This window comes from Pseudomonas sp. 43A, from assembly GCF_013363935.1.
GTDB lineage: Bacteria > Pseudomonadota > Gammaproteobacteria > Pseudomonadales > Pseudomonadaceae > Aquipseudomonas > Aquipseudomonas crudilactis.
The window spans coordinates 3,036,086-3,061,315 of sequence record NZ_CP054880.1 but is presented as its reverse complement, the minus strand read 5'-3'; the positions used below and the strand labels follow the sequence as shown (position 1 = coordinate 3,061,315).

Here is a 25,230-nt window from a genome sequence, read left to right as displayed (position 1 = left end):
GAGGGCTGGGGTGAGGGTCTGCTTCTAGGGCTCCAACCCGATCCCACGCAAGATCACACTCGTCACCGTCTGCACCGCCCGCTCAAACTGCATATCCGACAACGGCTGATGCTCATTCAGAATATTCACCTGATGATCAAAGTCAGCATAGTGCTGCGTCGACGCCCAGATCATGTACAGCAGACTCGACGGTTCCACCGGCAGAATCCGCTTGTCCTCGACCCACTGGCGAATCTTCGCTTCCTTCATTTTCGCCCAGTCATACAGGCTGACATCCAGCGCCTCGCCCAACGTCGGCGCGCCGTGGATGATTTCGTTGGCCCAGACTTTTGAGCCGTACGGCCGGCTGCGCGAGTGGTTCATCTTGGCGCGGATGTAGCTGCTCAACACCACGCGCGGGTCGTCGAACATCTCGAAGCACAGCGCGTCCTGTTTCCACACCTCCAACAGGTCGAACAGCACCGCGCTGTACAGCTCGCTCTTGGTGCTGAAGTAGTAATGCAGGTTGGAGCGCGGCAATTGCACTTCAGCCGCGATGTCGGCCATGGCCGTGCCGCCGAAGCCTTTTTCGGCGAAGACTTTTTCCGCCGCCAGGAGAATTTTCTCGACGTTACTGCGACGAATCTCGATCTTGTGATTGCCCATGAGGGCTCCCTGACAACAGCGTTGCCCAAGACTAGCATCCGCTCTGGTCCGCGGGCGACCGCTGCAAACAAAACTTCGTACTGACGTCAGCGGATGGCTAAACTGACGCTTCTTTACTCCTGCCTCAGAGGTATCCGCGATGCTGTTCAAGAACGTCCTGACCACCACTGCCCTGCTCGCTTCGCTGTTCGCCGCATCCTCCGTATTTGCCCACGCCCACCTGAAAAGCCAGACCCCTGCCGCCGATAGCACCGTCGCCGCCCCGGCCGATTTGCGCCTGACCTTTTCCGAAGGTGTCGAGGCCAGTTTCACCAAAGTCACCGTGACCAAGGATGGCGCAGCAGTCGCGATCAGGCCGCTGACCACCGAAGGCGACAAGAAAACCCTGATCGTCACCCCTGCTGCTCCGCTGACTGCCGGCGAGTACAAAGTCGAATGGCACGCGGTGTCGGTCGACACGCACAAAAGCGAAGGCGCCTATCAGTTCAAGGTTGGCCAGTAACCCATGAGTGAAGCGCTGGTGCTGTGCCGCTTTGTGCATTTCATCGTGGTGTTGATGCTGTTCGGGGCCTGGCTGTTCAGGCCGTTGCTGCTCAAGGATGAAGCGCCACAAGTGGATCGGCACCTGGCGCGACTGGCGCGTTGGCTGGCGGCTGTGGCGCTGCTCAGCGGGATTGCCTGGGCGCTGTTGATTACTGCGAGCATGGCCGGCTCGGCTACAGCGGCGTTTGACCCGGACACGGTTGCGCTGGTGCTGGGCAATACGTTTTTTGGTCAGGTATGGCGCTGGCATTTGCTGATCAATGCCGCGCTGTTGGCGCTGTTGTTTACGCCTTGGCGCTCAAGCATGCCGATGCGACTGGGCTTAAGCGCATTGTTGCTCGCGACCCTGGCCCCGGTCGGACACGGCGCCCTGCTCGACGGGTTGAGTGGGCAATTGCTGATTCTCAACCAGATCGTGCATCTGAACTGCGTGGCGGCGTGGCTCGGCGGACTGTTGATGCTGGTGATGATTCTGCGTCAGCCGACGGAGCCGATGCGTGAAGTTTTGCGGCGCTTCAGCGGCGTCGGTTATGCCTTGGTCGCGGGGTTGCTGATCACCGGTTTGATCAACGTACGCGTGCTCACCGGCCAGTGGTGGCCGACGCCGTTGTTCAGCGGGTTTGCGCTGATTCTGCTGATCAAGGCGCTGATCGTGCTGGGGATGCTTGGGCTAGCGCTGTTCAACCGCTTGCGGATTGATGATTGCGAACAGCGCATGGGCGCGCTCAGGCGCAGTGTGATGCTGGAGTGGTTACTCGGCATTGGCGCGGTGGCGGCCGTCTCGCTACTCGGTACCCTGCCCCCGATGATCACAGGATAAACACCGTTCAACTGTGGGAGCGAGCTTGCTCGCGAAGGCGGTGTGTCAGATAAAGAAATGCCACTGATACATCGCTTTCGCGAGCAAGCTCGCTCCCACAGGGTTATGCATTGATCAGTGGGGTTGGGTGTCGCCCGCCGCGGTGTCGATGCTGACCACCACCGACATCCCCGGCCGCAAGCGTTCCTCTTCCTGCTGATCCGCATCAATGGTGATCCGCACCGGCACGCGCTGGGCGATTTTCACAAAGTTGCCAGTGGCGTTATCCGCCTGCAACAGAGCAAATTCAGACCCCGTGCCCGGCGAAATATGCTGCACATGCCCGGTGAATCGGCGGTGATTCAGCGCATCGACGGTGAAGCGCACCGGTTGCCCGACGCGCACGTTATCCATCTGGGTTTCCTTCATGTTGGCGATCACCCATTTCTGGTTCGGCACCAGCGCCATCAACTGCGCGCCGGAGTTGACGTAGGCGCCGAGGCGCACGCCAATCTGCCCGAGCTGACCGTCACGCGGCGCGACGATGCGCGTGTTCGACAGATCGATCCGCGCCAGTTGCACCGCTGCTTCGGCGCTGGCCACTGCCGCTTCCAGCGAGCCGCGATTGACGATCACCGTTTGCAGATCCTGGCGGGCAATTTCCAGATTGGCCTTGGCCTGCGCCACCGCTGCGACACTCTGCCCATTCGCCGCCAGCGCGACGTCCAGCTCGCGCTTGGACACCGAACCGTCGCTAACCAATTCCTTGTTGCGGCGCAGATCCGCCTCGCTTTTACGCAATTGCGCTTCGCTGTCGGCCTGCACGGCCTGACGCAATTTGATCGTCGCCTCGGCGCTGTTGCGTTGCTGCACGACGTTGGCCAACGCAGCTTTCTGCACCGCCAATTGCGCCAGTGACTGATCGAGCCGCTGCTGATAGATGCGGTCATCCAGGCGCACCAACAAATCGCCAGCCTTCACGTACTGGAAATCCTGCACCGGCACTTCATAGACATAACCGGCGAGCTGCGGGCCGATGATTGTCACTTGCCCACGAATCAGGGCGTTTTCGGTGGTCTCGACCGCACTGCTGAACGGCGGCAATTGCCAGGCATAGAGCACGATCAACACACCGACGATGGCAATCGCCGCGAAGCCCATTGAAGAGATGATCCGCACCCGCAGCGAGCGTGGCTCGGTGTTTGGCGATGACGGCGGCGCCACACCCTCAGGCGTGGCAGCAATGGCATTGGTGGTCGTGGTGGTCGGTTCGGTCATGAAGAAGTGGCACCGCTCGAAGGTGTGGATGGCGCTGGGGCGACGGCTTTGGTGGTGCTCATCAGCCACAGTGCACGAATGGACAGCCAGATCATGGTCAGCACCGCAATCACGGCGATCAGCATGAACACATCGTTATAGGCCAGCACGTTGGCCTCATGGGTAGCGGCGTTGGCCAGGCTGCGAATACCCGCCAGGTTGCGCAGACTCGGGTCGGCCAGCAACGAGCCATACGCCGAGCCACCGTTCTGCACGCGTGCAGCCACCAAAGGGTCAGACAGCGTCAGGTGCTCAACGATGTGACTGGAATGAAATTTTTCCCGGACGATCTGGAAGGTGCCCAGCAGCGCCGCGCCCAGCAGGCCGCCGAGGTTGTTGCAGATCCCGAACAACACGGAAAAGCTCACCAGATTGCGCGGATTGGTCAACACGTTACGGGTGCCGAAGACCATGGTCGGGCCAAGGAAAAACGTGCTGCCGAAGGCCAGCAGGAACTGACTGAAGTAGAGGTTTTCCGGGCGGGTCAGGTTGTTGGAAAAGCTGTCCATCACCGACCCGGTGGCCATCAGTGCCAGCGAGATGATCAACGGCATCAGCAGGTGCTTGGGGTCGATGGTCAGTGCGCTGGTCAGCAACCCCGCGACACTGCCGATCAGCATCACCACATACAGGCTGTGCAACTGCTCGTAGCCCATGTTCAGGTTCTGCATGAAACCGACCGCACCGGTGGACTGCTCCGAGGTGACCATGCGAATCAGGGTCACCGCCAGCGCCAGCCGGATCATCGTCCCGCTGCCAAGCCAACGGGTCATCAGCAGCGGGTTGCTGCGGTTATGTTCGATGGCCAGACCGGCGATGATCAAGGCAATCGAAGCGGCCAGCGCATAGCCGATCCAGTCGGCCTCCAGCCACCAGTCAATCCGCCCCAGCGACAACACCGCGCACAACAACGCCACGCCCGTGGCGAGAATCGCGAAGGTAAGGAAGTCGAGTTTTTCGAAGGTTTTGAAGCGGTCGCCCGGCGGCAATTTGAGCAGCAAAACGCAGCCGAGCGACAGCAACGCCATGCCCAATTCGAAAAGGTACAAGCCGCGCCATTCGGCGATCTGCAGCAAGTCTTCGGAAAATAATCGCGCCAATGGCAGCGCCAGTTGTGACGTGCCGAGGCCGAGCACCAGCGCCTTCAGCCGCCACTTCGCCGGGAAGGCCTGAACCATGTAATACAGGCCCAGCGAACTCAGTGCCGCGCCGACCATGCCGTGGGCGGCACGCACCGCCACCGCTGAATTGAAGTCGTTGACGAACAAGTGGCCGAAGGTCACCAGCGCATACAAGACCAGGAACACTTCGGTGAACGCGCGCAAACCGAACTGCTGACGAAACTTCACCAGCAACAGGTTCATCGACACGTTGGTCATCACATAGGCCGCTGGCAGCCAGGCCATTTCCGCCGTGGTCGCACCGAGCGCGCCTTGCAGATAAGGCAGGTTGGCCACCACCAGCGAGTTACCCAAGCCACCGGTCACCGCCACCAGCACGCCGACCAGCGCATAGGCCAGGCGCTTGGGGGTGGAGTGCAACGGTGTCGAGGGGGAACCGGGCAGACTGGGCTTTTCGTGGGGCTGCCAGTTGCGCGGGGCGTATTGATCCATGGAAAGACCTTGTGCGGAAGGTGGGTGAAGTTTGCCGCAAACTCACCGGCAACACACATCCCATGGACAACACAGATCCTTGTAGGAGCTGTCGAGTGAAACGAGGCTGCGATCTTTTGATTCTGATTTTTAAAAAGCCAGATCAAAAGATCGCAGCGTGCCGCAGCTCCTACAAAGGGATCTGCGTGATAACAGATAGTCATCGTATAACTCACTGTTGACATTCCCGGAAAACCTAGGAAATATCCGCACCATCGTTGTACGACGACGTATGACAAATAATAAAAACAACAAACGAAACAGGGAGCGTCACAGTGAGCACACCCGTCTGCAATTCCGTCCGCCCTTCCCGCTTTTCCAGCCGTTCCACACTTGGCCTGATCGGCTGCAGCAGCCTCGCCCTCGCCCTGCCGATGAGCGCCGATGCCGAAGGTTTTCTCGAAGACAGCAAAGCCACGCTGAACCTGCGCAACGCCTACTTCAACCGCAATTTCGTCAACCCGGCCAACCCGCAGGGCAAGGCTGAGGAGTGGACGCAGAACTTCATCCTCGACGCCAAATCCGGCTTCACTCAGGGCACCGTCGGTTTCGGCCTTGATCTGCTGGGAATGTATTCGCAGAAACTCGATGGCGGCAAAGGCACCGGCGGCACACAACTGTTGCCGATCCACGATGACGGGCGTCCGGCCGACAATTTCGGACGGCTGGGTGTGGCGCTGAAGGCCAAGGTCTCGAAGACCGAATTGAAGGTCGGCGAATGGATGCCGGTGCTGCCGATCCTGCGTTCCGACGATGGCCGCTCGCTGCCGCAGACCTTTCGCGGCGGCCAGATCACCTCTACCGAGATCAATGGCCTGAGCGTCTACGGCGGCCAGTTCCGTGGCAACAGCCCGCGCAACGACGCGAGCATGGAAGACATGTCGATGAACGGCCGCGGCGCGTTCACGTCAGACCGCTTCAACTTCGGCGGCGGCGAGTACAGCTTCAACGACAAGCGTACGCAGGTTGGTGTTTGGTACGCCGAACTCACGGACATCTACCAGCAGCAGTATTTCAACCTCAGCCACAGCCAGCCGCTGGGCGACTGGACGCTGGGCGCCAACCTCGGATTCTTCACCGGCAAGGAAGACGGCAGCGCCCAGGCCGGCGACCTCGACAACAAGACCGCGTTCGCCCTGCTGTCGGCCAAATACGGTGGCAACACGTTCTATGTCGGCCTGCAAAAACTCAGCGGTGACGATGCGTGGATGCGGGTCAACGGCACCAGCGGCGGCACCCTCGCCAACGACAGTTACAACGCCAGTTATGACAATGCCAAGGAACGCTCCTGGCAATTGCGCCACGACTACAACTTCGTCGCCCTCGGTGTTCCGGGCCTGACCCTGATGAACCGCTACATCAGCGGCGACAACGTGCACACCGCCGCCACCAATGACGGCAAGGAATGGGGCCGCGAGTCGGAACTGGCCTACACCGTGCAGAGCGGCCCGCTGAAAAACCTCAACGTGAAATGGCGCAACGCGACGATACGCCGGGACTTCAGCACCAACGAATTTGACGAGAACCGGATCTTTATCAGTTATCCGATTTCGTTGTTGTAAGGCCAGTCACAACACCGATTTACCTGTGGGAGCGAGCTTGCTCGCGAAGGCGGCGTGTCAGTCAATTCATCTTTCAATGACGCACCGCTTTCGCGAGCAAGCTCGCTCCCACAGGGGAGTTGCATTGCCAAACAAGCAATTGTGGTGATTGAAGACTGGACTGGCCCTTCCGTCATTTACACCGAAAGTCGCGTTGACAAGTTCTGGAAACCCTACCGATACTTCAGCGCAGTCATACGACAACCTACAACAAACCTAATAACAATGTGTCCAGGGATTGCCATGACGTCTACCTCTACTCCCCACGCTCCATTCAATCGCCTGCTGCTGACCGGCGCTGCCGGTGGCCTGGGCAAAGTCCTGCGCGAACGTATGCGCCCTTACGCCAATGTCTTGCGTCTGTCGGACATCGCCGCCCTCGCCCCCGCCGTCGATGATCGGGAAGAAATCGTCGTCTGCGATCTGGCCGACAAACACGCCGTGCACCAACTGGTCGAAGGCGTCGATGCGATCCTGCATTTCGGCGGTGTTTCGGTTGAACGTCCCTTTGAAGAAATCCTCGGCGCCAACATCTGCGGCGTCTTCCATATCTACGAAGCCGCGCGCCGCCACGGCGTGAAGCGGGTGATCTTCGCCAGCTCCAACCACGTCATCGGCTTCTACAAACAGGACGAGGCGCTCGACGCCAGCTCCGCGCGCCGCCCCGATGGCTATTACGGATTGTCGAAGTCCTACGGCGAAGACATGGCCAGTTTCTACTTCGATCGCTACGGCATCGAGACCGTCAGCATCCGCATCGGCTCCTCGTTCCCCGAACCGCAAAACCGTCGAATGATGCACACCTGGCTGAGCTTCGACGACCTCACCCAATTGCTCGAACGCGCGCTGTACACACCCAACGTCGGCCACACCGTGGTCTACGGCATGTCCGCCAACAAGGACGTCTGGTGGGACAACAAATTCGCCAGCCACCTCGGCTTCGAGGCGAAGGACAGCTCCGAAGTGTTCCGCGAAAAAGTCGAGGCGCAGCCAATGCCGGCGGCCGATGACCCGGCGCGAATCTATCAGGGCGGCGCGTTTGTCGCGGCCGGTCCGTTTGGCGACTGATCACTCTGACAACGACACAAGGGATTGAGTATGCAAGCCGAATTGATCGTCGATGCCCGCAACGCCGTGGGCGAAAGCCCGGTCTGGGTGGCAGAGGAAAACGCGCTGTACTGGGTGGATATTCCCAACGGCGGCCTGCAACGCTGGAGCGCTGACACCGGCCACGTACATGCCTGGAAAGCCCCGGAAATGCTCGCCTGCATCGCCCGCAACAGCCGTGGCGGCTGGGTCGCCGGCATGGAAAGCGGCTTCTTTCATCTGCACCCACACAGCGACGGCAGCCTCGACAGCGAACGGCTCGCCAGTGTCGAGCACAGCCGCAAAGACATGCGCCTCAACGATGGTCGTTGCGACCGACAGGGCCGTTTCTGGGCCGGCAGCATGGTGCTGAACATGGGCCTGAGTGCGCCCGAAGGCCGGCTCTATAGCTATGGCGCCGGGCAGTCCGGCGTGATTGAAGCGCAACTCGACGGTTTCATCGTGCCCAACGGCCTTGGTTTCAGCCCCGACGGCAAGACGATGTATCTGTCCGATTCGCACCCCGACGTGCAATTGATCTGGGCGTTCGATTACGACACCGAGACCGGCACGCCGTCGAACCGTCGGGTTTTCGTCGACATGAACCATTTCCCCGGTCGCCCCGATGGCGCCGCCGTGGATGCCGAAGGTTTTTACTGGATCTGCGCCAACGACGCCGGCCTCATTCACCGTTTCGCGCCGGACGGCCGACTCGACTTCTCGCTGGCCGTACCAGTGAAAAAACCGACCATGTGCGCCTTCGGTGGAACCCGGATGGACACCTTGTTCGTGACCTCGATTCGCCCCGGTGACGACCACGATCCGCAGTCCCTCGCCGGTGGCGTGTTCGCCCTGAACCTCAACGTCAAAGGTTTGCCGGAACCGCAGTTCAACGATTCGCTGTAACACCCGCCTCTGCTGCACCGCTGCGCCTTGAACACAACAATAACAAGACTGGAGACTCACCCCCATGAACTTCAAACGCACCTTGCTCGCCGCTGCACTCCCGCTGATGTTTACCGTCACTGGCGCCGCTCAGGCACTGCAACTCAAATTCGCTGACATCCATCCCGCCGGTTATCCCACCGTGGTGGCCGAAGAAAACATGGGCAAGACCCTGACCAAGGAAACCAACGGCGAGCTGACCTTCCAATACTTCCCCGGCGGTGTGCTGGGCTCCGAAAAGGAAGTCATCGAACAGATGCAAGTCGGTGCCGTTCAGCTGTCGCGCGTCAGCCTGGGGATCGTCGGCCCCGTGGTCCCGGACGTGAACGTGTTCAACATGCCGTTCATCTTCCGCGACCATCAACACATGCGTAACGTCATCGACGGCGCAGTGGGCGACGAGATCCTCGACAAAATCACCAATTCCGAATTCGGCCTGGTGGCCCTGGCCTGGATGGACGGCGGCACGCGCAACGTCTACACCAAGAAACCGGTGCGCAAGCTCGAAGACCTCAAGGGTATGAAAATTCGCGTGCAAGGCAACCCGATGTTCATCGACATGATGAACGCCATGGGCGGTAACGGCATCGCCATGGACACCGGCGAGATCTTCAGTGCCCTGCAGACCGGCGTGATCGACGGCGCGGAAAACAACCCGCCAACCCTGCTCGAACACAACCACTTTCAGAATGCGAAGTACTACAGCCTCACGGGTCACCTGATCCTGCCCGAGCCGATCGTGATGTCGAAAATCACCTGGGAAAAACTGACCCCGGATCAACAGGCGCTGGTCAAGACAGCCGCCAAGGCTGCCCAGGCCGAAGAGCGCGTGCTGTGGGACAAGAAGTCCGCTGCCAGTGAAGAAAAACTCAAGGCCGCCGGCGTCGAGTTCATCACCGTTGACAAGAAACCCTTCTACGACGCCACCGCCTCGGTTCGTGAGAAATATGGCGCGCCGTATGCCGATCTGATCAAGAAAATCGAAGCCGTTCAGTAACGCCTCCCGCTCCGTCCCCATGAACAAGGCCCGGTGCGCCCGATGTCTGCGGCGCGCCCGGTTACGGTGGAACCCGATGAAGAATCTACTGCTGCGTATCAACGACAAGATCTACATGACGTGCATCTGGGTCGCCGGCCTTTCCGTCCTGGCGATTTCCCTGATGATTCCCTGGGGCGTGTTCGCCCGCTACGTGCTGGGCACCGGTTCGAGCTGGCCCGAGCCCACGGCGATTCTGCTGATGATGGTGTTTACCTTCATCGGCGCCGCCGCCAGTTACCGCGCCGGCGCGCACATGGCCGTGGCCATGCTCACCGATCGCATGCCTCCACAACTGAGATCTGCAGCGGCGATATTTTCACAACTGCTCATGGCGGCGATCTGCATCTTCATGACGATCTGGGGCGCCAAGCTGTGCATGTCCACTTGGAACCAGTTCATGGCGGCCCTGCCCGATCTGCGCGTTGGCGTGACCTACTTGCCCATTCCCGTGGGCGGCTTGCTGACGCTGGTTTTCGTGCTGGAAAAACTCTTGCTCGGTGACCAGAGCAAACGACGCGTCGTGCAGTTCGACCTGGTTGAAGAAAGTGAAGGTGCCGCTTAATGGACGCTCTGATACTGCTGGGCAGTTTTATCGCTTTGATCCTGATCGGCATGCCGGTCGCCTACGCGCTCGGCGCCGCCGCGCTGATCGGTGCATGGTGGATCGACATTCCGTTCCAGGCGGTGATGATTCAGGTCGCCTCGGGGGTGAACAAATTCTCGCTGCTGGCCATTCCGTTCTTCGTGCTGGCCGGTGCGATCATGGCCGAGGGCGGCATGTCCCGCCGGTTGGTGGCGTGTGCCGGGGTGCTGGTGGGGTTTGTCCGTGGCGGTCTGTCACTGGTCAACATTGTCGCCTCGACCTTCTTCGGCGCGATCTCCGGATCGTCGGTGGCCGACACCGCGTCGGTGGGTTCGGTGCTGATCCCGGAAATGGAGCGCAAGGGCTATCCACGGGATTTCTCCACCGCCGTGACCGTCAGCGGCTCGGTGCAAGCCCTGCTGACTCCGCCAAGCCATAACTCAGTGCTCTACTCCCTGGCCGCCGGCGGTACTGTTTCGATTGCCTCGCTGTTCATGGCCGGCATCGTGCCGGGCTTGATGATGAGCGCCTGCCTGATGGTGCTGTGCCTGATCTTCGCGAAAAAGCGCAACTACCCCAAAGGTGAAGTCATCCCGATGCGCCAGGCGTTGAAAATCGTCGGCGAGGCCCTCTGGGGCATGATGGCGATGGTGATCATCCTCGGCGGCATCCTCTCGGGGATCTTCACCGCGACCGAATCGGCGGCGATTGCCGTGCTGTGGTCATTCTTCGTCACCATGTTCATTTACCGCGACTACAAATGGAGTGAACTGCCGAAACTGATGCACCGCACCGTGCGGACGATTTCGATCGTGATGATCCTGATCGGTTTCGCTGCGAGCTTCGGCTACATCATGACCCTGATGCAGATCCCGGCAAAGATCACCACGCTGTTCCTGACCCTGTCGGACAACCGCTACGTGATCCTGATGTGCATCAACGTCATGCTGCTGTTGCTCGGCACGGTGATGGACATGGCGCCGCTGATCCTGATCCTGACGCCGATCCTGATGCCGGTGATTCTCGGTATCGGTGTGGATCCGGTGCAGTTCGGCATGATCATGCTGGTCAACCTCGGGATCGGGCTGATAACGCCGCCGGTGGGCGCAGTGTTGTTTGTCGGTTCGGCGGTGGGCAAGGTCAGTATCGAGAGCACTGTGAAAGCGCTGCTGCCGTTTTATGCGGTGCTGTTTCTGGTGTTGCTTCTGGTGACCTACGTGCCGGCGATTTCGCTGTGGTTGCCGCATCTGGTGTTGTAAGCGGTTAATGGATCGCAGCCCTCACGGGCTGCGATTTTTTGCTTTAAGCCCGCAACAACATATACCCCGCCACCACCAGACAGACACTGGCAAACCCCACCTGCAACGCCCGCGCCGGCACCCGCGCGCAGAGCTTACGGCCGATGACCATCCCGACAATGCTGGCGACGATGAACACCGCGCCCTGCCCGTCAATCCGCACACCGGCGTGAAACGCGCCGATCACCCCGATCGCCGAGATCAGACTGATCACCATCAACGAGGTGGCGACAATCCCGCGCATCTGCACATCGGTCAGTTGCTTGAATGCCGGCACGATCAAGAAGCCGCCACCGACACCGAGCAACCCGGACACCACGCCGGTAATTGCGCCTAACGCCGCCAACGTCGCGGTGCATTTGGCGGTCCAGTCGAAGCGCCCGGTTTGTTCATTGAGCATGCAATTCTTTTGGCCCCAACTGGCGTGACCATGATCGCTCGGCCCTTCCTGCTGACGCTCGCGGCGCAGCATGCGCCAGGCCACCATGACCATCAGCAGACTGAACAGGATCATCAGGATTTTCTCCGACAACTGATGCGCGAAGTAAATGCCCAACGGCGAAAACACCGCCCCCAAAGCGGCAATCAACAACGCCGCGCGATAGCGCACCAGACCATGACGCAAACCATCGATAGCGCCGACCGCCGCCGCACTGCCGACCGCAAACAATGCGACCGGCGCTGCCTGGGTCATCGTCCAGCCCAACCCGAGCACCAGCGCCGGCACCGCGAGAATGCCGCCGCCGGCCCCGGTCAAGCCGAGCACCAACCCCATCACCACGCCAAACAGACTTGCCAGCAACATAGGGTTTTCTCAGTCGACCTTGGACAGGCTTGTCAGCCACTCGCGACCCTTGAGCATGCCGTTCCAGTAGAACCACGGCAACAGCGTCGCCTTGAGAAACCATGCCGAACGCCGCGCCACCGTCGGGTCCAGTGGAAAGGTCGGCAGCAACTTGCCGGCGTATCCGAACTCGGCAAGGATCACCTTGCCCTTCTCCACCGTCAGCGGGCAGGAACCATAGCCGTCGTACTTCAGCGGCAGCGGTTGTTGCTTGCGCGCGGCCAACAGGTTTTCCGCGACCACCACCACTTGTTTGCGCACTGCTGCGGCGGTTTTCGCGTTACTGGTGCCGCAGATATCGCCGAGTGCAAACACCTCGGGATAACGCGGATGTTGCAGGCTGTGCGGGTTGACTTCGCACCAACCGGCGGCGTCGGCCAGAGGACTTTGGGCGATGAAATCCGGCGAGACCTGGGGTGGCACCACGTGCAGTAAATCGAACGTTTTCGCTTCGCGGGTGACGTTGCCGTCGGCGTCCTTGATCTCGAACCATGCGGTTTTGGCTGGGCCGTCGACCTTGACCAGGTTCGAGTTGAAGGCCAATTGCGCGTGATATTTTTCGATGTACTTCATCAGCGGCGGGACGAACGTCGCCACGCCGAACAGCGCGGCGCCGGCCAGATTGAATTCGACATGGATGTTGTTCAGCGATCCGCTTTTAAGCCAGTGATCGCAAGACAGATACAGCGCCTTTTGCGGCGCGCCGGCGCATTTGATCGGCATCGCCGGTTGGGTGAACAGCGCTTTGCCGCCGCGCAGTTTCTGCACTTGATCCCAGGTGTACTGCGCATGCTGATAGCTGTAGTTGGAAGTAACGCCGTGCTGGCCGAGGCTTTCCTGCAAGCCTTCGATCTTCTCCCAGGCCAGACGCAGGCCGGGGCAGACGATCAGGTTTTGATAGCTGACCGTACGCTCGTCGTTGAGGGTGAGTTGTTTTTTGTCGGGATCGATGCCGGTGACGGCGGCTTGTATCCAAGTGGCTTGGCGCGGCAATACTTTGGCCATCGGCCTGACCGTGTCCTTCACGTCGTAAGCGCCACCGCCGACCAGCGTCCACGCCGGTTGGTAGTAATGGTGAGTGCTCGGCTCGATGACCGTGATGTTCAGGCTCGGATCACGTTTGAGCAGACTGGCGACAAAACCGATACCGGCCGTACCACCACCGATAACCACGATGTCTGCACTGATGGATGGGCCCCAGTGTTGATCGTTCATTGCTTGTTCCTTTTGCTGCACGCAAGGATTAATTGGCCTCACACACATCCATTGTAGGAGTGAGCCTGCTCGCGATAGCGGTGTGTCAGTCAATGAATGTTCTGGCTGACCTACCGCTATCGCGAGCAGGCTCACTCCTACATTGGGATAGCGTGTTGGCTGGCATTTTATTGATGGCCGAGACTTTTCAGCACGGCGCCGCAATACAACCCGGAGAGGGTTTTCATCACCTGGATGACTTCCGGACTGGCGAGCCCGTAGAAAATGTACTTGCCTTCACGACGGGTCGCGACCAGCCCTTCATCGCGCAGGATGCCCAATTGCTGGGACAGCGTCGGCTGGCGCACGCCGGTCATCTTTTCCAGTTCGCCGACGTTGCGTTCGCCCTGGGTCAGTTGACACAGGATCAGCAGACGATCCTCATTGGCCATGGCTTTGAGCAGCGCACAGGCCTTGGAGGCCGAGGCGCGCAGTTGGGCGACTTCACATTCGGTCAGACTGGATTGCATTTGCACGATGCCTTCAAGGTCACTTAAGCTGCGAACATTATGTTTTTAGATAAAGTGTTGCAACCCATTTTCCTTGTTCAGGTTGGTGTCCATGCCCGCGCAGATTGAAGCTTTCCTCGACCCCGCCTCCTCGACCTACAGCTATGTGGTCTATGAAACCGATGGCGGGCAATGCGCGATCGTCGATCCGGTGCTCGATTACGACGGCGCCGCCGGGCGCACCTGCACCGCGCAGGCCGACAAGATCATCGCCTTCGTCCGCACCCACAATCTGCAAGTGCAGTGGCTGCTGGAAACCCACGCCCACGCCGATCACCTGTCCGCCGCGCCTTATCTGCGCCGGGAGCTGGGCGGGAAAATCGCTATCGGTGAATCGATCAGCAAAGTGCAGAACGTGTTCAAGGCTCTTTTCAATCTGGAGCCGGAGTTCTGCGTTGATGGCTCGCAGTTCGATCATTTGTTTGCACCGAACGAATCGTTCCGTATCGGCAATCTCAAGGCCACGGCCCTGCATGTGCCCGGCCACACCCCGGCGGACATGGCTTATTTGATCGATGGCGAGCAGATTCTGGTGGGCGATACGCTGTTCATGCCGGACGTCGGCACCGCGCGTTGCGACTTTCCCGGCGGCAACGCCCATCAGTTGTTTGCTTCGATCCACAAACTGCTCGCCTTCCCCGCCAGCGTGAAACTCTACGTTTGCCACGACTATCCGCCAGAAGGCCGCGAATCGCAGTGCCAAAGCACGGTCGGTGAGCAGCGCAAAAGCAATATTCATGTGCATGACGGAATCGATGAAGCGGCGTTCGTCGAGATGCGCACAAAACGTGACGCGGGGCTGGGTATGCCAACGCTGTTGCTGCCGGCGATTCAGGTGAATGTGCGGGCGGGGAATTTGCCACCGGCCGAGGAAAACGGCGTGGTTTACCTGAAGATTCCGCTCAATTCCCTATAGGAAAAAATCGCTCGGGACGTCGCCGGATTATTTTTCCTACGAACTCTGTCGAGGGTGGTGAACTGGTGAAAATCCTGTAAGCGAGCAGACTCCATTGGGCAAACATTCAATGGAGTTTTCGCAATATGGATATTCGTCGTAATCACCGTGACATGACACCGCAACAGAAATCCGCCTTCATCGATGCCATCCTGAGGCTGAAGAACAATGTCGACAGCGTGCTGCGACCCGGACAGCAAAGCCGCTACGATGATTTTGTCCAGATCCACAAAAATTCGATGGGCCGCGGCAATCCGCTGACGCCCAACCCGCATCGAAGCCCGCTGTTCTATCCGTGGCACCGGATTCTGATCCGCCAGTTCGAACTGGCCCTGCAGTCCGCCGCCAATGATCCGACCATCACCCTGCCCTACTGGAACTGGCAACTGACCGGGGCCGACAACCCCTTCACCTCGGACTTCATGGGTTCAAACGGTGACAGCCTGCAAGATCAGCGCGTCACCAGCGGCCCGTTTTCCAGAGAGCAATCGCAGTTCGAAGTGAGAGTCTGGGACGAGGGCATCGGCAACACCGGCATTCGTCGAGATCTCGGGGCAAACGGCGCACTGCCCACCGCAGAGACCGTCATATCGACGCTCAACAGTACGCCTTACTGGATGGAGGCAAGCGGCTGGGAAAACATCTCGGAAACCGAACTGCACAATCCGGTACATGCCTGGATAGGCGGCAGCATGGCGCAAGCCGCCTCACCCAATGATCCGATCTTCTTCCTGCACCACTGCTACCTCGACTTGTTGTGGGAGCGCTGGAAACATCAACACCCTGGCACTCCGGGCTTTACCAACGAGGCCGGCTCGACAGGCATGAACGAAACCGTGCTGATCTTTCATCCCGCCAATGAGCCGGCACCCTGGGTACCAACCTATACCGTCCAACAAACCCTCTTCACCACAGAGCTCGATTACCGCTATGACTACATATGACCCTCAGCTGCCCAGCGTCAAACCGTTAGCGGGTAACGGCAGCGCGGTCTTGTAGCGCACCTGCTTGAGCGCAAAGCTTGACCGGATATTCGCCACACCCGGCACTTTGGTCAGGAAGTCCATCATGAAGCGTTCGAGCGACTGAATGGTCGGGACCAAGACCCGGATGAGGTAATCCGGGTCTCCGGCCATGAGGTAGCACTCCATCACCTCGGGGCGATCAGAAATGGCTTCCTCGAAATGCTGCAGCGCTTCCTCGACCTGTTTTTCCAGGCTGACGTGAATGAACACATTCACGTGCAGCCCCAGCAGGTCGGCATCCAGCAGCGTCACCTGCTCGCGAATCAGGCCCAATTCTTCCATTGCCTTGACCCGATTGAAGCACGGCGTTGGCGACAGATTCACCGAGCGTGCGAGGTCGGCGTTGGTGATGCGCGCATTCTCCTGAAGGCTGTTGAGAATGCCGATGTCGGTACGGTCCAGTTTGCGCATGAGACAAAACCACCTGTTTTTTATGTTTATGCAGAATTTCTATCTGCAAATCGTCTCCAGCGCAATGAAACAGAGATAAATATTCTTCTTGCCCGGGCCTATGATTGTTGTAGGACAAGATTTCTTCTACCGAAGAATGACTGCCAGCTCACTACAAGAAATTCACAAGATCGAGCGTAGAAGCCATGACCCAAGCGTATGAACCGCTGCGTCTGCACGTCCCTGAACCCTCGGGCCGTCCAGGCTGCAAAACCGATTTTTCCTACCTGCATCTGACCGATGCCGGTACGGTGCGCAAACCTTCCATTGACGTTGAACCTGCCGACACCGCCGACCTGGCGCGTGGGCTGATTCGCGTACTCGACGATCAGGGCAACGCCCTCGGCCCATGGGCCGAAAACGTGCCGGTCGAGATTCTGCGTAAAGGCATGCGCGCCATGCTCAAGACGCGCATCTACGACAACCGCATGGTGGTCGCCCAGCGTCAGAAAAAAATGTCGTTCTATATGCAAAGCCTCGGCGAAGAAGCCATCGGCAGTGCTCAGGCGCTGGCCTTGAACATCGACGACATGTGCTTCCCGACCTACCGCCAGCAAAGCATTCTGATGGCCCGCGAAGTGCCATTGGTCGACCTGATCTGCCAACTGCTGTCCAACGAGCGCGATCCGCTCAAGGGTCGCCAGTTGCCGATCATGTATTCGGTCAAGGACGCTGGTTTCTTCACCATCTCCGGCAACCTCGCCACCCAGTTCATTCAGGCGGTTGGCTGGGGCATGGCTTCAGCGATCAAAGGCGACACGAAAATCGCCTCGGCGTGGATTGGTGACGGCGCCACCGCCGAATCAGACTTCCACACCGCCCTCACCTTCGCTCACGTTTATCGTGCGCCGGTGATCCTCAACGTCGTGAATAACCAATGGGCGATTTCGACCTTTCAGGCCATCGCCGGTGGTGAAGCCACTACTTTCGCCGGACGCGGCGTCGGTTGCGGCATCGCCTCGTTGCGCGTGGATGGCAACGACTTCTACGCGGTTTACGCGGCCTCTGCCTGGGCCGCCGAACGCGCCCGCCGCAACCTCGGCCCGACCATGATCGAATGGGTCACCTACCGCGCTGGCCCGCACTCGACCTCCGACGATCCATCCAAATACCGCCCGGCCGATGACTGGAGTCACTTCCCGCTCGGTGACCCGATTGCGCGCCTCAAGCAGCACCTGATCAAAGTCGGCCACTGGTCGGACGAAGAGCACGCTGCCGTCAGCGCCGAGCTCGAAGCCGAAGTGATTGCCGCGCAGAAACAGGCCGAACAGTACGGCACCCTCGCCGGCGGCCAGATTCCAAGCGCCGCAACCATGTTCGAAGACGTCTACAAAGAGATGCCGGAGCACTTGAAGCGCCAGCGTCAGCAGTTGGGGATCTGACATGAACGACCACAACAACAATATTCAGTTGGAAACCGCCATGACCACGACCACCATGACCATGATCCAGGCCCTGCGCTCGGCCATGGATGTGATGCTTGAGCGTGACGACAATGTGGTGGTGTTCGGTCAGGACGTCGGCTACTTCGGCGGCGTGTTCCGTTGCACCGAGGGCCTGCAGACCAAGTACGGCACCTCCCGCGTATTCGACGCACCGATCTCGGAAAGTGGCATCGTCGGCGTCGCCGTCGGCATGGGCGCGTACGGTCTGCGTCCGGTCGCCGAGATTCAGTTCGCCGACTACGTCTACCCGGCCTCCGACCAGATCATTTCCGAAGCGGCGCGCCTGCGTTATCGCTCGGCTGGCGAGTTCACAGCACCAATGACCCTGCGCATGCCATGCGGCGGCGGCATCTATGGCGGTCAGACCCACAGCCAGAGCATCGAGGCGATGTTCACTCAGGTGTGCGGCTTGCGCACCGTGATGCCGTCCAACCCGTATGACGCCAAAGGCTTGTTGATCGCCTCCATCGAAAACGATGACCCGGTGATCTTCCTCGAGCCGAAACGCCTGTACAACGGCCCGTTCGACGGCCACCACGACCGCCCGGTAACGCCGTGGTCGAAACACCCGCAAGCCCAGGTCCCGGACGGTTACTACACCGTGCCGCTGGACGTTGCCGCGATCACCCGTCCCGGCAAGGACGTGACCGTGCTGACTTACGGCACCACCGTTTACGTCTCGCAAGTCGCGGCCGAAGAATCCGGCGTCGATGCCGAAGTCATCGACCTGCGCAGCCTGTGGCCGCTGGACCTGGAAACCATCGTCAAATCGGTGAAGAAAACCGGCCGTTGCGTGGTAGTTCACGAAGCCACCCGCACCTGCGGTTTCGGCGCCGAACTGGTGTCGCTGGTGCAAGAGCATTGCTTCCATCACCTGGAAGCGCCGATCGAACGCGTCACCGGTTGGGACACCCCCTACCCGCACGCGCAGGAGTGGGCGTATTTCCCAGGGCCGTCCCGAGTAGGTGCGGCGTTGAAACGGGTCATGGAGGTCTGAATGGGCACGCACGTTATCAAGATGCCGGACATCGGCGAAGGCATCGCAGAAGTAGAACTGTCGCAGTGGCACGTCAAGGTTGGCGATCTGGTCGTTGAAGATCAGGTGCTGGCGGACGTGATGACCGACAAGGCCATGGTCGATATTCCGTCGCCGGTCCACGGGAAAGTGATTGCGCTCGGTGGTCAGCCGGGTGAAGTGATGGCGGTTGGCAGTGTGTTGATCAGCATTGAGGTTGAAGGTGCCGGCAATCTGAAAGAATCGGCCGCGCCTGCTCCCGTCAAAGAAGCGCCTGCGGCGCCGAAAGTTGAAACCGTGGTGGAAAGCACAACGGCTGCCGCACCGCGTCCTGCTGCAGTTTGCCAAGGCCCGATGATTGCCCGCGAGGCCGACGAGCGTCCGCTCGCCTCGCCGGCCGTGCGCAAACACGCCTTGGATCTGGGTATTCAATTGCGTCTGGTGCGCGGTTCCGGCCCGGCCGGTCGTGTGTTGCACGAAGACCTTGAAGCCTATCTGGCGCAAGGTCAGTCGAACGCCTCAGCGCCGGCGGCTGCCGCTTACGCCCAGCGTAATGACGAAGAACAGATTCAAGTGATCGGCATGCGCCGCAAGATCGCCCAGCGCATGCAGGACGCTACTCAGCGTGCCGCGCATTTCAGCTACGTCGAAGAAATCGACGTCACCGCGATTGAAGAACTGCGCGCACATCTCAATGAAAAACACGGCGCCAGCCGTGGCAAGTTGACCTTGCTGCCGTTCCTCGTCCGCGCGCTGGTTGTGGCCCTGCGCGACTTCCCGCAGATGAATGCCCGTTACGACGACGAAGCCCAGGTCATCACTCGCCTCGGCGCTGTACATGTCGGCGTAGCCACGCAAAGCGATGTTGGCCTGATGGTGCCGGTGGTGCGTCACGCCGAGGCGCGCAGCCTGTGGGACAGCGCCACGGAAATCTCGCGTTTGGCCAACGCCGCGCGCAATGGCAAGGCCAGCCGCGATGAGCTGTCCGGCTCGACCATCACCCTGACCAGCCTCGGTGCGCTGGGCGGTATCGTCAGCACGCCGGTGTTGAATCTGCCGGAAGTGGCGATCGTCGGCGTCAACAAAATCGTCGAACGGCCAATGGTCGTCAAAGGCCAGGTGGTGATCCGCAAGATGATGAACCTCTCCAGTTCCTTCGATCACCGCGTGGTCGACGGCATGGACGCGGCCCTCTTCATCCAGGCCATTCGTGGCTTGATCGAACAACCTGCCACTTTGTTTGTGGAGTAAGGCGCGCATGCAATCTCTGAACACTACGCTGCTGATCATCGGCGGCGGCCCCGGCGGTTATGTAGCGGCAATCCGCGCCGGGCAACTGGGCATCCCGACGATTCTGGTCGAAGGCCAATCGCTGGGCGGCACCTGCCTGAACATCGGCTGCATCCCATCGAAAGCGCTGATTCACGTGGCTGAACAGTTTCACCAGACCCAGCACCACAGCCAGCATTCGGCGCTGGGCATCAGCGTTTCGGCGCCGAGCCTCGACATCAGCAAAAGCGTCGAGTGGAAGGACGGCATCGTTGATCGCCTGACCACCGGCGTCGCTGCCTTGCTGAAAAAGAACAAGGTTCAGGTCATCAATGGCTGGGCCAAAGTCATCGACGGCAAAACCGTTGACGTTGGCGACACGCGCATCCAGTGCGAGCACTTGGTGCTGGCCACCGGTTCGACCAGCGTTAATCTGCCGATCCTGCCGATTGGCGGACCGATCATCTCCTCCACCGAAGCACTGGCACCGACATCCGTGCCAAAACGCCTGGTCGTGGTGGGCGGCGGTTACATCGGTCTGGAGCTGGGCATTGCTTATCGCAAGCTTGGCGCCGACGTCAGTGTGGTCGAGGCGCAGGATCGCATCCTGCCGGCTTACGACGCTGAACTGACGCAACCGGTGCATGACGCGCTGAAGCAGCTGGGCGTGAAGCTGTACCTCAAACACAGCGTGCTGGGATTCGACGGTACTTTGCAGGTGCGCGATCCGGAGGGCGAAACCCTGAATCTGGAAACCGATCAGGTGCTGGTCGCCGTCGGTCGCAAACCGAATACTCAGGGCTGGAACCTCGAAGCGCTGAATCTGGACATGAACGGTTCGGCAATCAAGATCGACAGCCGCTGCCAGACCAGCATGCGTAACGTCTACGCGATTGGCGATTTGAGCGGCGAACCGATGCTGGCCCACCGCGCCATGGCTCAAGGCGAAATGGTTGCCGAGTTGATCAGCGGCAAAACCCGTGAATTCAGCCCGACGGCGATTGCTGCGGTGTGCTTCACCGACCCGGAACTGGTGGTGGTCGGCAAGACCCCGGACGAGGCCAAGGCTGCGGGGCTGGACTGCATCGTGTCGAGCTTCCCGTTCGCCGCCAACGGCCGGGCGATGACGCTGGAATCGAAAAGCGGCTTCGTGCGCGTGGTCGCTCGTCGGGATAACCATGTGATTGTCGGCTGGCAAGCGGTGGGCGTCGGGGTTTCCGAGCTGTCCACGGCGTTTGCGCAAAGCCTGGAAATGGGCGCGCGGCTGGAAGATATCGGCGGCACCATTCATGCGCATCCGACATTGGGTGAAGCGGTGCAGGAGGCGGCGTTGCGTGCCCTCGGGCATGCGTTGCATATGTGATGAACGGTGGCAGTGATGGCCCCTTCGCGAGCAAGCTCGCTCCCACAGAGGGAATGCATTTCAAATGTGGGAGCGACGGTGCGACGATTCTACTTGCTCGCGAATTCTCTAGGGCAACCGGAATTATCTGTCTGTCATCCGATAGTCCGGGCTGCGAAACCGCTCAAGAATGAAGTATTGTTGTGCCCATCCAAAAAACGTCAGAAGCCTTGAACCGTTTCGGCGGTTGTTCAGTGATAGAGGGTGTCATGGGTAACGAAAGCATCAATTGGGACAAGCTGGGTTTTGACTACATCAAGACCGACAAACGCTATCTGTCGTACTTTCGCGATGGCGAGTGGGACAAAGGCACCCTGACCGAAGATAACGTGCTGCACATCAGCGAAGGCTCGACTGCCCTTCACTATGGCCAACAGTGCTTCGAAGGCATGAAGGCCTATCGTTGCAAGGACGGCTCGATCAACCTGTTCCGCCCGGACCAGAACGCCCTGCGCATGCAACGCAGCTGCGCGCGTCTGCTGATGCCGACAGTCGACACCGAGCAGTTCATCGAAGCCTGCAAAGCCGTGGTTCGCGCCAACGAGCGTTTCATCCCGCCGTACGGCACCGGCGGCGCGCTGTACCTGCGTCCGTTCGTGATCGGCGTGGGTGACAACATCGGCGTGCGCACTGCTCCCGAGTTCATCTTCTCGATTTTCTGCATTCCGGTCGGTGCCTATTTCAAGGGCGGCCTGACCCCGCACAACTTCCAGATCTCCAGCTACGACCGCGCGGCACCACAAGGCACCGGCGCGGCCAAGGTCGGCGGCAACTACGCGGCCAGCCTGATGCCAGGCTCGAAAGCGAAGAAAGCCAACTTCGCCGACGCGATCTACCTGGATCCGATGACCCACACCAAGATCGAAGAAGTCGGTTCGGCCAACTTCTTCGGGATCACCCACGACAACAAGTTCATCACCCCGAACTCGCCGTCGGTTTTGCCAGGCATCACCCGCCTGTCGCTGATCGAACTGGCGAAATCGCGTCTGGGCCTGGAAGTGGTTGAAGGCGACGTGCTGATCGACAAGCTGTCGGACTTCAAGGAAGCCGGCGCTTGCGGTACGGCTGCGGTGATCACCCCGATCGGTGGTATCAGCTACAACGACCATCTGCATGTGTTCCACAGCGAGACCGAAGTGGGTCCTGTGACCCAGAAGCTCTACAAAGAGCTGACGGGCGTGCAGACCGGCGACATCGAAGCGCCAGCGGGCTGGATCGTCAAGGTTTGATCTGACGGGTGTTGATGTAGAAAAGCCCTCTACCGAGTGATTGGTGGGGGGCTTTTTTGATTGTGGTTGTTGGTTTTTTTGGGTAAGGCTGGAGATCTTTTCCCCCTCACCCCAGCCCTCTCCCCCAGGGGGGCGAGGGGGAAAGGGGGCCGATCTTTGTGCCGTTCAAAACCTGAGTTCGACCTGATCGTTCAGGTCGATGTAGTACGCGAGAACACCTCGGTCAGTCCCCTCTCCCTCTGGGAGAGGGTTAGGGTGAGGGGCTTTTCAGCGTTATCCGTTTACCAAGTCGATCAGCAATCCCACTCGCCTGCCCATTCTGCTGTTTCCCCATCCGCGCCTGCGTAATCAACCCCGGAATCAACTCCCCCTCCGGCAGATTCTTCCAGAACCGCGCCGGCAAATGCCCCTGCATGACCTTCTCGTTCAAACGCGCTGGATTAAAGATGTGGCTGTAATAGGTCAGCCACAGATCCCCATGAGGATCGTCGACGTTCTGCGCCAACTGCTGCCATTCCAGCGGGCATTGCCGCTGATGTATCAGTTGCTCGCCATCGTAATAAACCCCGTCACGTGGCGTGGCGATCAACCAGCGGTGGCGGCCCATGCGCCCGATGAAGTGCTCGCTGGCGCTGTGCAGAATGTCGTGGGCCGGCTCATGCCACGCCACGTACTGCGGACCCGCGCTGGATGACGGGCGTTCGATGAAGCGCACAAATGCATGCAGATGATGGGCTTCGCGATTGACTTGTTTGATCCGTCGCTGCAGCTCACTGCCGAGTTTGTCACCGGCCATCATCGCCGTGCGGTCGCCATGGCTGACCCGCCACAGCACCTCATACAACAAGCTCCAACGTTGATCACCGCGATATCGCGAAGCCTGCTCCAGCGTATCGAGCAACACGCGCGGGATCTTCGCCGTAAACGGCCCCTGCCCTTCAGGCACCGGCTCATCACTGGCAAACAGATCACCCACACCCTCCGAGGCCCAGCTCACCAGACTCGGATCGACTTCATGGCTCAGCAGCCAGCGCGCCTGCTGGCGCCAAGTGTCGAACAGATCATCGCAATCAAGATTGATCATCCCCACAGCCCCATCTGCTGCGGCATCGGCCGGTCACGCAATTGCTGATAGAGCAAATGGCTGGTGACTTCGGCCTGCTGCGGATGGTAGTCGCTGGTGATGATGAACGGCTTGGCCTTAGCCAGCACGCAGCGCATGCGCGCGACGTCTTCGTAACGAATGCGTCGTTGTCGGCGCAACTCCACCAGTCGTTCGGTGGTGCGCAGGCCGATACCGGGAATACGCGCAATCAGGGATGCTTCGGCGCGATTCAGATCCAGCGGGAACACCTCGCGATTCTGCAACGCCCAGGCGAGTTTCGGGTCGATGTCCAGCGCCAGATTGCCCGGCCCCTTGAGCAGTTCATCGGCGCTGTAGCCATAACTGCGCAAGAGAAAATCGGCCTGATACAAACGGTGTTCGCGCATCAGCGGCGGCGCGGCCAGCGGCACGCTTTTCGGGCTGTCGGGGATCGGGCTGAAGGCCGAATAGTAAACCCGCCGCAGTCGGAAGTTGCCGTACAAGGCCTGGGCGCTGTGAAGGATGGTGCTGTCATCGGTGTCGTCGGCGCCAACAATCAACTGCGTGCTCTGCCCGGCCGGGGCGAACTTTGCCGAGCGCGGTTCGTTCAACACCGTCTGCACGCCGGTGTAGATGGTGTTCATCGCCTGCTTGATCGACTTGATGTCCTTCTCCGGCGCCAGCACTTGCAGGCTGGCATCGGTCGGCAATTCGATATTGACGCTCAGGCGATCAGCGTAGCGTCCCGCTTCTTCGATCAATGCCGGATCGGCTTCAGGAATGGTCTTGAGATGGATGTACCCGCGAAACTCATGCTCTTCGCGCAGCAGCTTCGCCACCCGCACCAGTTGCTCCATGGTGTAGTCCGCCGAACGAATGATCCCCGAACTGAGGAACAATCCGCTGACACAGTTGCGCCGGTAGAAATCCATGGTCAGCGCGACGACTTCTTCGGGGGTGAAGCGTGCGCGCGGGACATCGCTGGAGCGGCGGTTGACGCAGTACTGGCAATCGTAAAGGCAGAAGTTGGTCAGCAGAATCTTCAATAACGATACGCAGCGGCCGTCCGGCGTGTAGCTGTGGCAGATGCCCATGCCATCGGTCGAACCCAGCCCGCTCTTGCCTTCGGAGCTGCGCTTGGGCGCGCCGCTGCTCGCGCAGGAGGCGTCGTACTTGGCGGCGTCGGCGAGGATGCTGAGCTTGTCGATGATTTGCATGGCGCGGGCTCTATACTGTTTGCA

General features: G+C 59.9%; 24 protein-coding genes. 15 read left to right on the top strand and 9 right to left on the bottom strand.

The annotated features are described in order from the left end of the window. Nucleotides 1–24 precede the first annotated feature (24 nt). A complete protein-coding gene (locus HUW52_RS13655; RefSeq protein ID WP_038365564.1) occupies nucleotides 25–645 on the bottom strand; it encodes a TetR/AcrR family transcriptional regulator in 621 nt (206 codons plus the stop codon). Between the two features lie 139 nt (nucleotides 646–784). Between HUW52_RS13655 and copC the strand changes: the two genes are divergently transcribed. Further along, on the top strand, nucleotides 785–1,147 hold the full coding sequence (gene copC, locus HUW52_RS13650; RefSeq protein WP_175553929.1) for a copper homeostasis periplasmic binding protein CopC: 363 nt from the start codon (nucleotides 785–787) through the stop codon (nucleotides 1,145–1,147). 3 nt (nucleotides 1,148–1,150) lie between these two features. Continuing rightward, nucleotides 1,151–2,008 (top strand): copper homeostasis membrane protein CopD, encoded by an 858-nt coding sequence (gene copD, locus HUW52_RS13645; protein WP_175553928.1) that lies wholly within the window; start codon nucleotides 1,151–1,153, stop codon nucleotides 2,006–2,008. 114 nt (nucleotides 2,009–2,122) lie between these two features. On the opposite strand, the gene HUW52_RS13640 is transcribed toward copD, so the two are convergent. Further along, entirely contained in the window at nucleotides 2,123–3,265 is a 1,143-nt protein-coding gene (locus HUW52_RS13640) for an HlyD family secretion protein (RefSeq protein ID WP_175553927.1), read from the bottom strand. Continuing rightward, nucleotides 3,262–4,917: an MFS transporter gene (locus HUW52_RS13635; protein ID WP_175553926.1), complete on the bottom strand. Its 1,656-nt coding sequence runs from the start codon at nucleotides 4,915–4,917 to the stop codon at nucleotides 3,262–3,264. The genes HUW52_RS13640 and HUW52_RS13635 overlap by 4 nt, the downstream gene beginning before the upstream one ends. Before the next feature lie 413 nt (nucleotides 4,918–5,330). Here HUW52_RS13635 and HUW52_RS13630 point away from each other — a divergent pair, with 413 nt between their 5' ends. The 6 genes from HUW52_RS13630 (at nucleotide 5,331) to HUW52_RS13605 (ending at nucleotide 11,469) form a co-directional block, all read left to right on the top strand. Continuing rightward, nucleotides 5,331–6,518, top strand: a complete 1,188-nt coding sequence (locus HUW52_RS13630; RefSeq protein ID WP_371929260.1) for an OprD family porin — start codon at nucleotides 5,331–5,333, stop codon at nucleotides 6,516–6,518. 282 nt (nucleotides 6,519–6,800) lie between these two features. Next, nucleotides 6,801–7,625, top strand: a complete 825-nt coding sequence (locus HUW52_RS13625; RefSeq protein ID WP_175553924.1) for an NAD(P)-dependent oxidoreductase — start codon at nucleotides 6,801–6,803, stop codon at nucleotides 7,623–7,625. Between the two features lie 30 nt (nucleotides 7,626–7,655). Beyond that, a complete protein-coding gene (locus tag HUW52_RS13620; protein ID WP_175553923.1) occupies nucleotides 7,656–8,549 on the top strand; it encodes an SMP-30/gluconolactonase/LRE family protein in 894 nt (297 codons plus the stop codon). Between the two features lie 64 nt (nucleotides 8,550–8,613). Next, nucleotides 8,614–9,585, top strand: coding sequence for a TRAP transporter substrate-binding protein (locus tag HUW52_RS13615; protein ID WP_175553922.1), 972 nt, complete (start codon nucleotides 8,614–8,616; stop codon nucleotides 9,583–9,585). Between the two features lie 76 nt (nucleotides 9,586–9,661). After that, nucleotides 9,662–10,189 (top strand): TRAP transporter small permease, encoded by a 528-nt coding sequence (locus HUW52_RS13610; RefSeq protein WP_007915101.1) that lies wholly within the window; start codon nucleotides 9,662–9,664, stop codon nucleotides 10,187–10,189. Then, on the top strand, nucleotides 10,189–11,469 hold the full coding sequence (locus HUW52_RS13605) for a TRAP transporter large permease (RefSeq protein WP_175553921.1): 1,281 nt from the start codon (nucleotides 10,189–10,191) through the stop codon (nucleotides 11,467–11,469). The genes HUW52_RS13610 and HUW52_RS13605 overlap by 1 nt, the downstream gene beginning before the upstream one ends. A 43-nt stretch (nucleotides 11,470–11,512) precedes the next feature. Here HUW52_RS13605 and HUW52_RS13600 read toward each other — a convergent pair whose 3' ends face one another. The 3 genes from HUW52_RS13600 to HUW52_RS13590 all read right to left on the bottom strand — a co-directional run bounded on the left by HUW52_RS13600 (nucleotide 11,513) and on the right by HUW52_RS13590 (nucleotide 14,076). Then, on the bottom strand, nucleotides 11,513–12,313 hold the full coding sequence (locus HUW52_RS13600; RefSeq protein ID WP_016986827.1) for a sulfite exporter TauE/SafE family protein: 801 nt from the start codon (nucleotides 12,311–12,313) through the stop codon (nucleotides 11,513–11,515). A gap of 9 nt (nucleotides 12,314–12,322) precedes the next feature. After that, the gene (locus tag HUW52_RS13595) at nucleotides 12,323–13,567 is read right to left on the bottom strand and encodes an FAD/NAD(P)-binding oxidoreductase (RefSeq protein ID WP_175553920.1); all 1,245 of its coding nucleotides are present in this window, start codon (nucleotides 13,565–13,567) and stop codon (nucleotides 12,323–12,325) included. 167 nt (nucleotides 13,568–13,734) lie between these two features. Beyond that, entirely contained in the window at nucleotides 13,735–14,076 is a 342-nt protein-coding gene (locus HUW52_RS13590; RefSeq protein WP_007915092.1) for a helix-turn-helix transcriptional regulator, read from the bottom strand. 91 nt (nucleotides 14,077–14,167) lie between these two features. Between HUW52_RS13590 and HUW52_RS13585 the strand changes: the two genes are divergently transcribed. Beyond that, a complete protein-coding gene (locus tag HUW52_RS13585; RefSeq protein WP_175553919.1) occupies nucleotides 14,168–15,031 on the top strand; it encodes an MBL fold metallo-hydrolase in 864 nt (287 codons plus the stop codon). A gap of 125 nt (nucleotides 15,032–15,156) precedes the next feature. Next, nucleotides 15,157–16,014 carry a tyrosinase family protein gene (locus HUW52_RS13580; RefSeq protein ID WP_016985246.1) on the top strand — a complete coding sequence of 286 codons (858 nt, stop codon included), beginning with the start codon at nucleotides 15,157–15,159 and terminating at the stop codon, nucleotides 16,012–16,014. A 3-nt stretch (nucleotides 16,015–16,017) separates the two neighbouring features. Here the strand turns inward: HUW52_RS13580 and bkdR are convergent, their stop codons facing one another. Beyond that, the gene (gene bkdR, locus HUW52_RS13575) at nucleotides 16,018–16,506 is read right to left on the bottom strand and encodes a Bkd operon transcriptional regulator BkdR (RefSeq protein WP_016985245.1); all 489 of its coding nucleotides are present in this window, start codon (nucleotides 16,504–16,506) and stop codon (nucleotides 16,018–16,020) included. Between the two features lie 185 nt (nucleotides 16,507–16,691). Here bkdR and HUW52_RS13570 point away from each other — a divergent pair, with 185 nt between their 5' ends. The 5 genes from HUW52_RS13570 (at nucleotide 16,692) to HUW52_RS13550 (ending at nucleotide 22,905) form a co-directional block, all read left to right on the top strand. Continuing rightward, the gene (locus HUW52_RS13570) at nucleotides 16,692–17,927 is read left to right on the top strand and encodes a 3-methyl-2-oxobutanoate dehydrogenase (2-methylpropanoyl-transferring) subunit alpha (protein ID WP_016985244.1); all 1,236 of its coding nucleotides are present in this window, start codon (nucleotides 16,692–16,694) and stop codon (nucleotides 17,925–17,927) included. Nucleotide 17,928: 1 nt separating this feature from the next. Next, nucleotides 17,929–18,987 carry an alpha-ketoacid dehydrogenase subunit beta gene (locus HUW52_RS13565; protein ID WP_003224000.1) on the top strand — a complete coding sequence of 353 codons (1,059 nt, stop codon included), beginning with the start codon at nucleotides 17,929–17,931 and terminating at the stop codon, nucleotides 18,985–18,987. After that, nucleotides 18,988–20,256 carry a dihydrolipoamide acetyltransferase family protein gene (locus HUW52_RS13560; RefSeq protein WP_175553918.1) on the top strand — a complete coding sequence of 423 codons (1,269 nt, stop codon included), beginning with the start codon at nucleotides 18,988–18,990 and terminating at the stop codon, nucleotides 20,254–20,256. It begins immediately after the preceding gene. Between the two features lie 7 nt (nucleotides 20,257–20,263). Next, a complete protein-coding gene (lpdA, locus tag HUW52_RS13555) occupies nucleotides 20,264–21,637 on the top strand; it encodes a dihydrolipoyl dehydrogenase (protein ID WP_175553917.1) in 1,374 nt (457 codons plus the stop codon). 248 nt (nucleotides 21,638–21,885) lie between these two features. Then, entirely contained in the window at nucleotides 21,886–22,905 is a 1,020-nt protein-coding gene (locus HUW52_RS13550; protein ID WP_008086978.1) for a branched-chain amino acid aminotransferase, read from the top strand. Nucleotides 22,906–23,155: 250 nt separating this feature from the next. On the opposite strand, the gene HUW52_RS13545 is transcribed toward HUW52_RS13550, so the two are convergent. Beyond that, complete coding sequence (locus HUW52_RS13545; protein ID WP_175553916.1) at nucleotides 23,156–23,989, bottom strand: TIGR03915 family putative DNA repair protein; 834 nt, start codon at nucleotides 23,987–23,989, stop codon at nucleotides 23,156–23,158. Then, on the bottom strand, nucleotides 23,986–25,206 hold the full coding sequence (locus HUW52_RS13540; RefSeq protein ID WP_007915071.1) for a putative DNA modification/repair radical SAM protein: 1,221 nt from the start codon (nucleotides 25,204–25,206) through the stop codon (nucleotides 23,986–23,988). Before HUW52_RS13540 ends, HUW52_RS13545 begins: the two co-directional genes overlap by 4 nt. Nucleotides 25,207–25,230 lie beyond the last annotated feature (24 nt).